The organism is Bacillus sp. YBsi01, from assembly GCF_038406745.1.
Lineage (GTDB): Bacteria > Bacillota > Bacilli > Bacillales > Bacillaceae > Bacillus > Bacillus siamensis.
Genome location: NZ_CP151679.1, coordinates 3,176,595 through 3,189,853 on the forward strand (window position 1 = coordinate 3,176,595; position 13,259 = coordinate 3,189,853).

Annotated in this window: 12 protein-coding genes and 1 pseudogene; 9 read left to right on the plus strand and 4 right to left on the minus strand. The window is 45.1% G+C overall.

All coding sequences use genetic code 11. From position 1 onward, the window contains the following. Positions 1–121 precede the first annotated feature (121 nt). The 3 genes from glmS to AADZ70_RS16105 all read left to right on the plus strand — a co-directional run bounded on the left by glmS (position 122) and on the right by AADZ70_RS16105 (position 3,861). Positions 122–1,924 (plus strand): glutamine--fructose-6-phosphate transaminase (isomerizing), encoded by a 1,803-nt coding sequence (glmS, locus tag AADZ70_RS16095; RefSeq protein ID WP_316100973.1) that lies wholly within the window; start codon positions 122–124, stop codon positions 1,922–1,924. 424 nt (positions 1,925–2,348) lie between these two features. After that, a complete protein-coding gene (locus AADZ70_RS16100; RefSeq protein WP_342007313.1) occupies positions 2,349–3,221 on the plus strand; it encodes an ABC transporter ATP-binding protein in 873 nt (290 codons plus the stop codon). Then, entirely contained in the window at positions 3,199–3,861 is a 663-nt protein-coding gene (locus tag AADZ70_RS16105; RefSeq protein WP_342007314.1) for an ABC-2 transporter permease, read from the plus strand. Before AADZ70_RS16100 ends, AADZ70_RS16105 begins: the two co-directional genes overlap by 23 nt. Positions 3,862–3,937: 76 nt before the next feature. Here the strand turns inward: AADZ70_RS16105 and AADZ70_RS16110 are convergent. After that, a pseudogene (locus AADZ70_RS16110) lies at positions 3,938–4,797 on the minus strand (hypothetical protein). Between the two features lie 132 nt (positions 4,798–4,929). On the opposite strand from AADZ70_RS16110, the gene AADZ70_RS16115 reads away from it, so the two are divergent. After that, on the plus strand, positions 4,930–6,096 hold the full coding sequence (locus tag AADZ70_RS16115) for a DUF4885 family protein (protein ID WP_342007315.1): 1,167 nt from the start codon (positions 4,930–4,932) through the stop codon (positions 6,094–6,096). A 51-nt stretch (positions 6,097–6,147) separates the two neighbouring features. Here AADZ70_RS16115 and AADZ70_RS16120 read toward each other — a convergent pair whose 3' ends face one another. The 3 genes from AADZ70_RS16120 to AADZ70_RS16130 form a co-directional block, all read right to left on the minus strand. Then, on the minus strand, positions 6,148–6,990 hold the full coding sequence (locus AADZ70_RS16120; protein ID WP_016936910.1) for an aldo/keto reductase: 843 nt from the start codon (positions 6,988–6,990) through the stop codon (positions 6,148–6,150). A 112-nt stretch (positions 6,991–7,102) separates the two neighbouring features. Beyond that, positions 7,103–7,795: an LrgB family protein gene (locus AADZ70_RS16125; protein ID WP_342007316.1), complete on the minus strand. Its 693-nt coding sequence runs from the start codon at positions 7,793–7,795 to the stop codon at positions 7,103–7,105. Continuing rightward, positions 7,765–8,169, minus strand: coding sequence for a CidA/LrgA family holin-like protein (locus AADZ70_RS16130; protein WP_327816054.1), 405 nt, complete (start codon positions 8,167–8,169; stop codon positions 7,765–7,767). Before AADZ70_RS16130 ends, AADZ70_RS16125 begins: the two co-directional genes overlap by 31 nt. A gap of 194 nt (positions 8,170–8,363) precedes the next feature. Between AADZ70_RS16130 and AADZ70_RS16135 the strand changes: the two genes are divergently transcribed. From AADZ70_RS16135 to AADZ70_RS16155, 5 genes are all read left to right on the plus strand, one after another. Beyond that, positions 8,364–8,795: a MarR family transcriptional regulator gene (locus AADZ70_RS16135; RefSeq protein WP_045926334.1), complete on the plus strand. Its 432-nt coding sequence runs from the start codon at positions 8,364–8,366 to the stop codon at positions 8,793–8,795. A 422-nt stretch (positions 8,796–9,217) separates the two neighbouring features. After that, on the plus strand, positions 9,218–10,603 hold the full coding sequence (locus tag AADZ70_RS16140) for an amino acid permease (protein ID WP_047476089.1): 1,386 nt from the start codon (positions 9,218–9,220) through the stop codon (positions 10,601–10,603). A gap of 92 nt (positions 10,604–10,695) precedes the next feature. After that, positions 10,696–11,409, plus strand: coding sequence for a YjjG family noncanonical pyrimidine nucleotidase (locus tag AADZ70_RS16145; RefSeq protein WP_342007317.1), 714 nt, complete (start codon positions 10,696–10,698; stop codon positions 11,407–11,409). Between the two features lie 10 nt (positions 11,410–11,419). Then, positions 11,420–12,550, plus strand: a complete 1,131-nt coding sequence (locus tag AADZ70_RS16150) for a sensor histidine kinase (protein ID WP_342007318.1) — start codon at positions 11,420–11,422, stop codon at positions 12,548–12,550. A 4-nt stretch (positions 12,551–12,554) separates the two neighbouring features. Then, positions 12,555–13,199, plus strand: coding sequence for a response regulator transcription factor (locus tag AADZ70_RS16155; protein WP_047476092.1), 645 nt, complete (start codon positions 12,555–12,557; stop codon positions 13,197–13,199). The last annotated feature ends 60 nt before the right edge of the window (positions 13,200–13,259 follow it).

The following is a 13,259-nucleotide window of genomic DNA, read 5'->3' on the forward strand; positions in this document are numbered from 1 at the left end:
ACTCTCCGAACAAAGGGAAATCACATGATCTTCCAAAAAAACATGTGGGAGGGGACGATTGAAAGTCCCCTTGTAATTCGGCTTTCTTCGTCTCCTTTTACACCTTTAGGAGGAAGAAAAAATGTGTGGAATTGTAGGTTATATCGGTCAGCTTGATGCGAAAGAGATTTTGTTAAAAGGATTAGAGAAGCTTGAGTACCGCGGCTATGACTCTGCCGGTATCGCGGTGGCGAACGAGCAGGGCGTGCATGTGTACAAAGAGAAAGGCCGCATCGCCGACCTTCGTGAAGTGGTGGATCCCGCGGTTGAATCTCAAGCGGGAATCGGACATACACGCTGGGCGACTCACGGCGAACCAAGCTTCCTGAACGCTCACCCGCATCAAAGCGCACTCGGCCGCTTTACACTTGTTCACAACGGTGTGATCGAGAACTATGTTCAGCTGAAGCGCGAATATCTTGAAAACGTTGAACTGAAAAGCGACACGGACACTGAAGTAATCGTTCAAATGATCGAGCAATTTGTGGCGGGAGGTCTTAATACAGAAGAAGCGTTCCGAAAAACACTCACTCTGTTAAAAGGCTCTTACGCGATTGCACTATTTGACGGCGAAAACACAGACACCATTTTCGTTGCAAAAAACAAAAGCCCTCTGTTAATCGGTCTTGGAGATACGTTTAACGTCGTGGCATCTGACGCGATGGCTATGCTTCAAGTAACGAATGAATACGTTGAGCTTTTGGATAAAGAAATGGTGATCGTGACAAAAGACGAAACCGTGATTAAAAACCTTGACGGTGAAGTCATGACACGTGCGTCTTATATCGCTGAGCTTGACGCCAGTGATATTGAAAAAGGCACATACCCTCACTACATGTTAAAAGAAACGGATGAGCAGCCGCTTGTTATGCGCAAAATCATCCAAACGTATCAAGACGAAAATGGCAGACTGGCTGTGGCCGGCGATGTCGCTGACGCCGTGGCGGAAGCGGACCGCATTTATATCGTGGCTTGCGGAACGAGCTACCATGCCGGTCTTGTCGGAAAACAATATATTGAAATGTGGGCAAACGTCCCGGTTGAAGTGCATGTAGCGAGTGAATTCTCTTACAACATGCCGCTTCTGTCTAAGAAACCGCTCTTTATCTTCCTTTCTCAAAGCGGAGAAACAGCGGACAGCCGCGCCGTGCTTGTTCAAGTCAAAGCGCTTGGCCACAAAGCGCTGACAATTACAAATGTTCCGGGATCCACGCTTTCCCGTGAAGCGGATTACACATTGCTTCTGCATGCAGGTCCTGAGATCGCGGTTGCATCAACAAAAGCGTATACGGCTCAGATTGCCGTGCTTGCGATCCTTGCATCAGTTGCGGCAGAACGCAACGGCGTTGATATCGGCTTTGATTTAGTCAAAGAATTAGGTATCGCGGCAAATGCCATGGAAGCACTCTGCGACCAGAAGGACGAAATGGAAATGATCGCGCGTGAGTACCTGACTGTTTCAAGAAACGCTTTCTTCATCGGCCGCGGCCTTGACTACTTCGTATGTGTCGAAGGCGCCCTGAAGCTGAAAGAGATTTCTTACATCCAGGCGGAAGGCTTTGCCGGCGGCGAGCTGAAGCACGGAACAATCGCTCTGATCGAAGAAGGAACACCGGTCTTTGCACTGGCAACACAAGAGCACGTCAACCTGAGCATCCGCGGAAACGTGAAGGAAGTCGCAGCCCGCGGCGCCAACACTTGCATCATCTCGCTGAAAGGCTTAGATGACGCAGACGACAGATTCATCCTGCCGGAAGTCAACCCTGCGCTTGCTCCGCTGGTTTCTGTTGTGCCATTGCAACTGATCGCTTACTACGCTGCACTGCACCGCGGCTGTGACGTTGATAAACCGCGCAACCTTGCGAAGAGTGTGACTGTGGAGTAGACATATTTAACCCCTTTGGTTATTAGCCAGAGGGGTTTTTTAATGCGGAAATGAGAAAACCCTACTCTTTGCGATTGTAAAGAAATCCCCGTTTATATATTGAAAAGGAATAACACCTGCTTTATAATACGAGTTGCATTCCGGTTAACATCCATAAATGTAATCATTAGTAAATCATTTTTGTGTATGTCTCATCGGAAAGTAATCACCTCCAGCAATTTTTCATCATGAATATCCATTCTATAAACGTAATCAATCGATTGCACATCCAAATTATGATTAAAAAAGACTTTAAAATCTCTTTTGTATTTGCCGACTCCTGCTCGTTATGAATTCCTCGACTAGATATAAAAATCACAATATTTTTGCAATAATTCGATTCAATTCTTAAAAAAGTCCTGACAACAGTGATAGGAGTGGTATGATGTCAAACCTTTTAGAAGTCAGAAACCTCAGCAAATCTTTTGGTCATAAAGCTGTTTTAAAGGATGTTACATTCAATGTGCCTGCCGGGTCCATTGTCGGTTTTATCGGTGATAACGGCGCAGGCAAATCAACAACATTTAAAACGATATTAGGGTTAATCTCTCAAGATAGAGGAAAAGTGAAAATCTTTGGTGAGGAGAATCTGGATAAACATATAAAGTTCAAAGAAGATATAGGGGTCGCATTTGATGCGATGAATCTGCCCGCACATCTTACAATAAAGCAGCTGAATCATGTATTTAAAAAGCTATTCGGTGCTTGGGACCAAGACAATTTTTATCGGTTGGTTCAATCTTTCTCTTTACCTATGGACAAAAAAGTAAATACATTCTCGCGCGGCATGTCGATGAAGTTATCCGTAGCTGTTGCTTTGTCGCATAACGCAAAATTATTAATCTTGGATGAAGCAACGGGAGGGCTTGATCCCTCTTCAAGAGATGATCTGTTAAATGAATTAAAAAGCTTTGTGAGTAAATGCAACGGCGGTATTTTACTTTCATCACATATTATGTCTGATGTTGAGAAGATAGCAAGCCATATCATTATTATGAAAGATGGCGAAATTTTATTAAATGAAGAGAAAGACAAGGTTCTTGCAAGCTATACTGTTATAGATGTTGATGAAGGTCAATTGGCTGAGCTCAACGAAGATATCGTTCTTGCAAAAAGGAACCATGGATCTTATTGGAGTGTGCTTGTATCGGATCGACAGAAATTGCCGAATGGCGTAACGGCCAAAACCATTTCAATAGAAGAAATCAGTGTCTTTTTAACGAGGAGTGAAAAACATGAGAGGTCTGTTATTGACTAACTATTACTTAGTTTATCGAAGTTTCTTTGCATACACGGGGTTGGCCATATTGATATCAGCAGTCATCTTTTATTTTGGAGACGCTTTAATGCATCGTTTTGTTGCTATGCTGATTATTTTGTTTGTCGCCATGCCCGCACTTGAGGTTATAAAGTATGAGAGTAAGTCTGGCTATGACAAGTATGTGCTGACTTTACCGGTCAGCAGAACAAATATTGTTCAAAGCCACTATGTCTTCTATCTTTTGGTTGTTGTGATCGGAGCTGTAATATCTTATGGCGTTTTCTTTGTATACAGCCTGGGTTCTGATGAACAAATTGTCGGCATATTGAATATTGTCTCTTTTGGAACGTTCATCGTTCTCTTTGCCGGTGCAATCGTTTATCCTCTTCTCTACATGATAGGCCCGGAAAAGTCTGATGCTATTGTAATTGGAGGTGCAATGGGGGGACTTTTTGCTACCTTTGGATTGCAAAGTGTCGTTGGTTATGTAGCAAAACAATTATCGCCGTCGTTTTTGCACATAAATCCTTCTTTATATGTCTCGATTATATATCTCATGATCGGCGTTATCTTATATATCATTTCATTTTTCATAGCCGCAGCTATCTATCATAAAAAAGAATTTACAACAGGATAAGGCATGGAACGGGCTCATAAATTCACTTAAACTCCAAGCAGAAAGCCGCCCGCATAATGGGCGGCTGTTCTTCTCATTAATACTGTGATGTCACATCGTACTCATAATCAATCTTCAATTTCACATTTTTCATAGACGATTTTGCTGTTGCAAGTGTGTTGTATTTAAAATTCCAGATGCTTGAGACTGAGAGGTTATCATCCAGTGTGATACCGTAATTTCCTTGAGTGGAGCTGTTTGTGAGTGCGCGGTGCCACACTTTATTTTCTTCAGACATTATGCTGTGTTTTGTGTTTCCTTGACTTGGTATTTGAGTCGCGGTGGTGCTGATTCTTTTCACTATGGCGTCTTTTGGAATGCTTGTCTGTTTGGTTAAGTCGAGCCTGAGAACGGTTGAATCTGATCCGTTCGGACTGAGGCTTGTATTTCCTTTATTTTCAGCTGTGCCGCTGAATGCGAAGGTCTCGCTTCCGGCTTTGATTCGATCGTAAATGGAGAGTGTAAAGTATATATCGTCAGTGTATGAGCCGCGGGACACTTTCACGTAGAACGTCTCGTTATTTTCTTTCGCATCTGTAATGGCATAGATAAAAGGAAGCAGCGTATCAGGGTTTATCACTTCTGTGCCTTTAGCACTTTATTTTTATTATAAATTTCAATGCTCATTCCCTTGTATTCACTTCTTGTTGAGCTCCTGACATAGAGTCTTTCTCCCTTATTGGCAGTGAAAGTGAAGTACGATTCTTTTTCCCCTTTCGGCAATACGGCTGTATTAATATTTTTGTATTTCCAGTAGCCGACTGGATTGGCAGTTTCAAATGAGTGATTTCCTGTAATAGTACTTACTTGAAACGCAGAGGCTAAAGCTGAAGGTGCGAACAATACGCCTGATAATACGATTGCAGTGACAAATAGAATAGGTATATACTTCTTTATGGAAAAATACCCCTTTTTACTTCATCATATATAAAAACACCCCTTATGTAAACATTTGTTATTTAAGGTTAAAATCAACTGGGAAACAGCCGATAAAAACACTAAACATCATCTCAAGCGGAGGTTAAAAACATGCGCCTAAACGCTCGTTATATAAAAAATCAAACAATGGCTCAGCAAGTGCTTCAGCAGTATTCTTCCAAAACAAATGCGAAAGATGCGGCAAAAAGGCCGGACCGGTTATTGATTCAATCAGGCGGGACCCGTGATCTGAGCCAGGTGAATTATTCAAGGAGCGGTGTCACTGAGAAAGGGAGCAGCCTGTCCCGTTTATATCAATCCGCAAATCAGAAAACGATTACGGATAATGGGAATGAGACGGTAATAGCCGCTGATAATCCGTATGAGTCTGAGAGTGATATTGCAAGCAGGATTCTTGATGAGAAATACAGCCGTATCAATGAAATCAATAAACGAAAATCAGATCCTTTACGTTTTATTAAGGACAAATACCAGCGTCCCGATTCACCTTATTTCAGGAGTGATTTAACAGAATCAGAGCGTCAGGCCGCTTATCATAATGAAACGGAATGGCTGTTTAAGGGGAAAGCCCAAAGCTATGATTTCCGTGATGCTGCGTTTCGGGGTGAAACACTCAATGGAGAAATTCAAGGAGAAAATGAAAAGGTGTTTCAGAGAGGGCAGGTCAATCAGCAAATCGGAGTGCTTTTTCATCGGAATCATATTCAGATTCCGGAGGGCGCGAATCTTACATTTACGATATCACCGATTGATTATCTGTTAAAAGTGAGCGGGACCGACGATAAAGAGCTCACTCAGCAGATCGAAGCCGTCTTAAACTCCGGGGAAAACAGCAAAGAGCTGTTTGCGCACATCATTCGCAGCCGGAGTGATGACTCCTCGCAGTTTACGCCGGAAGCGTATGAGAAATATCAAGTCGTTCGGGAAATGTATGAGGTGACCGGCTATCATCTGAAAGACTTGCAGACTGTGGGCGGGAAGTTCGTCACAGAAGACGGCCGCGACCTTTTAGACGTTTATAAGGAAGCGCTGCAGAACGATCCTTTACTGAAACATACGGCGGCAGAAGCGGCTGCCCATTACGGACAGGCGCTTACGAAGCTGGCGAGAACGGGTTATGATGCCATTCCTGATTTGGTGCTGTCCATTGATTACAAAGACGGATCTCTGCGTGATGCCGGCCAAAGCAGGCAATATGGATTTGGGGATACGGATTGGCTTTCTGAATGGAAACGGGAGCTGGGTGTGCGTATATAAAATGAGAAAAAAGCTGACGAATGATGTCGTCAGCTTTCTTTATATGCTTGCTTAAAACTCCTCATACTCCGCCGGGTCTTGGCCGTTTATGCGTCCGTCGGGGCGGGTAAGCGAATCGATAAGTTTCATGTCGTTTTCATCAAGGGAGAAATCAAAAACAGAGATGTTTTCGAGCTGGCGTTCTGGGGATGCTGATTTTGGAATCGGGATGGCGCCCAGCTGAATATGCCAGCGTAAAATGACTTGAGAAATGGTTTTATCGTATTTGTCCGCAATCTGTCCGAGTTTTTGATCGTTCAATACTTCACCGGCGCGGGCTAACGGACTCCATGATTCTGTCACGATGCCCTGTTCTTCATGCCATTGCCGCTGCTGTTGCTGATTAAAAGCGGGATGCAGTTCAATTTGATTTATGCCTGGCTTTACGCCGGTTTCACGTTCGAGCCGTTCGATATGCTCAGGCAGGAAATTGCAGACACCGATGGAGCGGATCAGGCCCCATTTTTTCGCATCAATCAGTGCCTGCCACGCTTCTGTATAGCGGTCTTGTTTCGGATTCGGCCAATGGACGAGATACAGGTCATAGTAATCCAGACCGGCGCGGTATAAAGATTCTTGAATGGTTTGTACAGCTTTGTCATATTCATGGTAGCGTCCCGGAAGCTTGGACGTCACGTATAGCTGCTCTCTCGGAACAGAGCTTCTCTTGATGGCTTCTCCGACCGCCCCTTCATTTTCATAGTTATAAGCGGTGTCAATCAGACGATAGCCGATATCAATGGCGCTGGTAACGGCATGAACGCCGTTGTTTCCATGAAGAGCGTATGTACCGAAGCCGATCGCGGGAATGCTTGTCCCATCCAGCAGTTTCTTTTGCGGAATTGCTGCAGTCATCTTAAATCCCTCCTTGTTTTCTACTTTACCATTCTTCTTACAAATGAAACATCAATATTGGAAGAAAATGAGATAATCTGCATATAAAAAAGCTGACGGAGACCCGCCAGCTTTAAATTTGAAACATCCATGCTACGACAGGTCCGAAGACCGATCCTAACACGGCGCAGAGCGTCATGGAGACAGAACTCATGGAGACTGTTAATTCTCCGTATTCCATTGCTTTTGAGGTGCCGAGCGCATGGGAGGCGCTCCCGAATGCAATTCCTTTCCCGAGTGAGCTGCGGATGCGGATCCACTTGAGAAGCAGCGGCCCTAAGATGACGCCGGAAAACCCTGCGATCATGACGAACACGACTGCCATGGAAGGGACACCGCCGATACCGGACGCGATCTGAATGGCGACGGGAGTCGTGATTGATTTTGGAATGATGGACAAAATCAAACTCCGGCTGATGCCGAACAGCTCTGCAAATAACAGGCCGCTGACCATTCCGGAGAATAAACCGGCCAATACGCCGCCGATAATCGGAAACATATACTTGATCAACATCCGGCGCTGCTTATAAAGCGGATATGCCAAAGCCACCACGGCGGGGCCGAGCAGTGAATTGATCCATTGTCCGCCGACCATATACTCTTTATACGGAATATGAAAAACAAGCAGGACGGCAATAATGAAAATCGTAGTCGTCAACACGGGTATGAGAAATGGGTATGGAAAGCGTACATATAATTTCACCATGGCCAGATAGGCGGCGGCCGTGAACAAAATTATAAGGATTGCGATACATGCTTGCTGCACTTCTTTTTCTCCTTTCTCTGATTGGCTTTATGCTCTAACAGCTGGCTCGCGTACCCTGCGGCGATCATTGTGACGATGGTGCTCAGCACGACGATTAAAAACAGGGCCGCCCCGCTGGCGGAAAACAGTGACGGATAATTGATGACGCCCGTCATGGCCGGAATGAATAGCAGCGGAAGAAAAGACAGCAAAAATCCGGCTCCGTCTTCAATCATTTTGGCGGGAATGATCTTAACCGATAAACATATGATGAGCAGGATTAAACCGATGATACTGCCGGGAATGGGCAGGTGAAAGAGCTGCTGAGCGGCTCCCCCGATAAAGGAAAATGCGAATAAAATAATGATTTGCAGTATGATGCGTATGACTTTCACAACGATGCTGTTCTTTGGAGAAGAGCAGCTTCCCCCTTTCTTGTTGCTTCGATAAGTTTCTTTACTTTTGGCACATATATTTGTACTATACAAATATATGTATGCAAAATCTTTCTATATGTTTTCTGAGTAAATGTACATATGTTTGTATTATACAACTAATGTTGCTGTTGTCAATGTAAGGAGTGAGGCGTTTGTCAAAACAAGATCCGATTGAATTAATTGAATATGAGCTCACCACTTTTATCAGGAGGGCTGTTTATCTCGATAACTCCGACCGCAAAATCGGACATCTGGAAAGAGCTGCGTATTTGTTATTACGGCAGCTTGATGAATTCGGGCCGGCGCGTGTGAAGGAATTGGCCGAATGTTTTAAACTGGATATTTCTACGTTGTCTCGACAGGCCGCGGCCTTGGAAACGAAGGAGCTGATCCAGCGCTTCTCCGACCCTTCTGACGGGCGGGTCAGTCTGTTTGCGATTACGAAGCTTGGCAAACAGAGGCTAAAAGCTGATAAAAAGATGCGTCTTGAGCGATATCATCGCATGCTTGATGATTGGTCCGGCGAGGAGAAAGAAATGTTCGGCAGGCTTTTGCTGCGGCTGAATGAGGCATTTATCGATTAGTGAATGATTTTTGCAGGGGTAAGCAGGATGATGGCGTAGGAGAGGGAGAATGATAGAGAGTAAGGCTTTACGCCATTCTGCTTAGTGACATTTATAGAATAGGGGGTGGAACCTTTTCTACCGGGAAATACTGTTTCTCGGAAGTTGCGGTAATTATTATCTCAATATTCTTAATTCAATAAAAATGAAAGCGCTTTATTTTAAGTCTCTTGGTCTAAGGTGCATGGTGTTTACCTGAAAAAAACAATTGTGTTTTCCACGAAAATTTATTATGATGGAATAAGGAAATTGAAGACTATATAACAATAGGAAGATAGAATATTTCTAATATTGCGGGAAATGAAGATTGAGTTAGGTTCAACAGATGCGCCTTCTGCTTCATTATTTCACATATATCAGAGCTGTTAAGAGGAGGAAGCGAAGTGGCAAACAAGGAATTAAAAAGAGGCTTAGGCGCGCGTCATATCCAGATGATTGCGCTGGGCGGCACGATCGGTGTCGGTTTATTCATGGGGTCATCCAGCACGATTGGATGGACAGGGCCGTCTGTTCTGCTGGCTTATGCGATCTCGGGTATCTTTATCTTTTTTATCATGCGTGCGATGGGCGAAATGCTTTATGTAGAGCCGAGTACAGGCTCGTTTGCGACATTCGGCCATAAGTATATACATCCGTTAGCCGGCTATATGACGGCGTGGAGCAACTGGTTTCAATGGGTGATCGTCGGGATGTCTGAAATTATCGCCGTCGGTTCGTATATGAAATATTGGTTTCCTGATCTGCCGGCATGGATTCCCGGCCTTATCGCCATGGCCATTCTCGGTGCGGCAAATTTGATTTCGGTAAAATCTTTCGGTGAGTTTGAATTTTGGTTTGCCATGATCAAAATCGTCACCATTATTCTGATGATTGTTGCGGGTATCGGCATTATTTTCTTCGGTTTCGGCAACGGGGGTCATGCGATCGGATTATCTAATTTATGGTCGCACGGCGGTTTCTTTACAAATGGTTTTACCGGGTTTTTCTTTGCTTTGTCTTTAGTTGTTGCGGCCTATCAAGGGGTTGAGCTGATCGGGATTACGGCAGGGGAAGCGAAAGATCCGCAAAAAACGCTGCGAAGCGCGATTCAGAGCATTATCTGGCGGATTTTGATTTTCTACATCGGTGCGATTTTCGTGATCGTGACTGTGTATCCGTGGAATGAGCTTCACTCACTCGGCAGTCCGTTTGTTTCGACATTTGCGAAAGTCGGGATTACGGCGGCAGCCGGTTTGATAAACTTTGTTGTGATTACCGCTGCGATGTCCGGCTGTAACAGCGGGATTTTCAGTGCGGGACGCATGCTTTATACGTTGGGCGTGAACGGACAGGCGCCGAAATTCTTTAAGAAAGTTTCATCGAGCGGTGTGCCGATATTCGGTACGCTCGCAGTATTAATCGGACTTGTGATCGGTGTCGTGCTGAACTACATCGCGCCTCCGAAAATATTTGTCTATGTCTACAGCGCGAGTGTGCTCCCTGGAATGATTCCGTGGTTTGTTATCTTAATCAGCCATCTCGGTTTCAGACGGGCGAAGGGCGCTGAGCTTGATCAGCACCCGTTTAAAATGCCTTTTGCGCCGTTTACAAACTATTTGACGATTGCTTTCTTAATCATGGTATTGGCCGGCATGTGGTTTAACAAAGAGACGCGGATATCTTTGGTCGTCGGGGTGATTTTTATGGCGATTGTGACGATCAGCTATTACGCGTTCGGCATCGGCAAGCGCATGTCTGATGAAGACTCGAAAATAGAAGACGCTGTATAATTCAAAAAGACACCTCTCTTAAAGGGGTGTCTTTTTCGGCTTGTCCGCGAGTGGTATACTGGTTAAAAAAAGCAGAACCGGGGGAAACATCGATGAGTCACTACCGTACGTTATTATTTGATATAGACAATACGCTGCTGGATTTTACCGCTTCAGAAACCGATGCTCTTCAAAAATTGTTTCAAGGTTCAAAGCTGGAACTGACGGCAGAGGTGGAAGCCCGTTATAAATCGATAAATCAAGGGCTGTGGAAGGCGTTTGAAGAGGGGGATATGACCCGCGATGAAGTGGTGAACACCCGGTTTGCCCTTTTGTTTAAAGAATACGGCCTCGAGGCGGACGGCGTGCTGATGAATGAGGCGTACCGCCGATACTTAGAAGAAGGGCACCAGATGATAGACGGAGCTTATGAGCTGATTGAAAGGCTGAGTCCTTTATTTGATTTATACATCGTGACAAACGGTGTATCAAGATCCCAATATAAGCGGCTGGGTGATTCCGGTTTGTATCCGTTTTTTAAAGATGTGTTTGTATCTGAGGATACGGGTTTTCAAAAGCCGATGAAGGAATACTTTGATTATGTATTTGCGAGAATTCCCGGTTTTTCTGCCGAGCGCGGGCTTATTATCGGCGATTCACTGAGCGCGGACATAAAAGGCGGTCAGATGGCGGGAATTGATACGTGCTGGTTTAATCCCGGAAAGAAAATAAATGAGTCGGGGATCATTCCGACGTATGAAATTCATTCGCTTGATGAGCTGTATGATCTGCTGAACGTGGAGCGAAAAGCCGCCGCTCATCTGTAAGGAGAATACGATGAAGATTGCACATACGAAGTTACTGATCAGGGGCTTTGCGTTACTATCAATTCTTCATACGATTCTTCAGCTTCCTTTCGGCCGGGGGGAGCTGAAGGTTTTTTTGTCTGTACTCGTGATGCTGCTGACGGCGAATGACTGCCTGCGGCCGATATATATGAAGAGACAGTCCGCCATCTATCACGGATCTTTTCTCCTGAGCAGCGTCATGGCGGGAGTTCTGCTGTACAATGTCTATTGCATTGGTGCACAGGCCATAATGGTGCTTTTATTGGTGGAGGTGCTTATTACTGATAAGCAGATTTCGGCTGTTTTGTTAACGATGCACGCCGCCGCATTTGCCGCCGCTTTATACGCCTCCGGAGCGGGTGTCAGTGATATCGTGCTCCCTTACTTCATCATGTTTGCGGTGATTTATTTATATCGGAAGAATCTGCAGGAGAAGTCAAAGGTTGAATCGCTGAATCGAGAGCTGAAGACGGCCAACGCCACACTGAAGGAATACTCAGAACGCATTGAAGAACTGGCGGTTACGAAAGAAAGAACAAGAATTGCGCAGGAGCTGCATGATTCTTTAGGTCATTATCTCGCTGCTCTGAAAATGAATTTGGAGTTTGCCGGGAAGACAGCCGGGCATCAGCCGGAAAAAGTAAAGCAGATCATTCATAAGGCGCATGATCTTACGAAAGAATCGATTTTAAAGCTTCGCCAGGCCGTGATGCTGCTGCAGGGCTCTTTGCCGGGGCGGGGATTTGAACAAGCGCTCCGTGACATTTTCAGCCATTTTCAAGAGGCGGGAGGGATACACTTCGAGCTGGAGATGGACGAGGCCATAGAAGCGGCGCAGCCTGATGTGAAGCACTGTCTTTATCAAACCGTCCAGGAAACGATTACGAACGCGGTGAAGCACGGACATGCGTCATATGTTTCTGTCCGGATTCAAAAGGACCTGAACATGATATTGGCGCATATTCATAATAACGGCTCAGCGTGCGGGACGATTATAAAATCAAATGGTCTGAAAGGAATTGAAAAAAGAGCGGCCGCGCTTGGCGGAGAAGCTGTTTTCACTTCCGGAAATGAAACGGGTTTTGACGTGAAAATAAAGATACCGTGCAAGGGGGAATGATCTAGTGAATGTCATGATCGCAGACGACCAGTCCATTGTCAGGGAGGGGCTGAAAATGATTCTGAGCCTACACGAAGAAATTCAAGTATCGGGAGAAGCTTCTTGCGGCGAAGAAGTTCTGCAGCTGCTTCCGCAAACCGATACCGATGTGATTTTAATGGATATCAGAATGCCCGGCATGGACGGAATCGAAGCGACAAAAGCAGTAAAAGCCAGCTATCCGTCCGTAAAAGTCATCATTCTGACAACGTTTGAGGATGATCACTATATTTTTGCCGGGCTGAAAAGCGGGGCTGACGGCTATATCTTGAAGGATGCTGATTCAGAAGAAATTATTGCCTCTCTTCAGGCCGTTTATGAAGGAAATATGATGCTGAATCCCAAGGTTACGGTTCAAGTCGTAAAAGCGCTGAATCATATCGGCATCCCGGCCGTTCAGGAGGAGCCGCAGCCAAAGCTGACAGAGATTCTCACGCCGAGAGAGCTTGATGTCGCAAAACACATTATGGAAGGCAAAAGCAATAAACGCATTGCCGCAGACTTATTCCTGACTGAAGGCACTGTGAAAAACTATGTTTCCAGAATCCTTGATAAACTCGAAGTGACAAACAGGACTGAGCTTACATTATATTTGCAAAAAATGATATAACCCCGCTTCACCCCCTCCCTCTTTTCATCATCGAACATATGACGAAAGTAATACCCATAT

What these genes read in the sequence shown, in the direction of transcription:
- glmS (WP_316100973.1), top strand. Translation starts at nt 122, where the DNA reads ATGTGTGGAATTGTAGGTTATATCGGTCAGCTTGATGCGAAAGAGATT.
- AADZ70_RS16100 (WP_342007313.1), top strand. Translation starts at nt 2,349, where the DNA reads ATGTCAAACCTTTTAGAAGTCAGAAACCTCAGCAAATCTTTTGGTCAT.
- AADZ70_RS16105 (WP_342007314.1), top strand. Translation starts at nt 3,199, where the DNA reads ATGAGAGGTCTGTTATTGACTAACTATTACTTAGTTTATCGAAGTTTC.
- AADZ70_RS16115 (WP_342007315.1), top strand. Translation starts at nt 4,930, where the DNA reads ATGCGCCTAAACGCTCGTTATATAAAAAATCAAACAATGGCTCAGCAA.
- AADZ70_RS16120 (WP_016936910.1), bottom strand. Translation starts at nt 6,990, where the DNA reads ATGACTGCAGCAATTCCGCAAAAGAAACTGCTGGATGGGACAAGCATT.
- AADZ70_RS16145 (WP_342007317.1), top strand. Translation starts at nt 10,696, where the DNA reads ATGAGTCACTACCGTACGTTATTATTTGATATAGACAATACGCTGCTG.
- AADZ70_RS16150 (WP_342007318.1), top strand. Translation starts at nt 11,420, where the DNA reads ATGAAGATTGCACATACGAAGTTACTGATCAGGGGCTTTGCGTTACTA.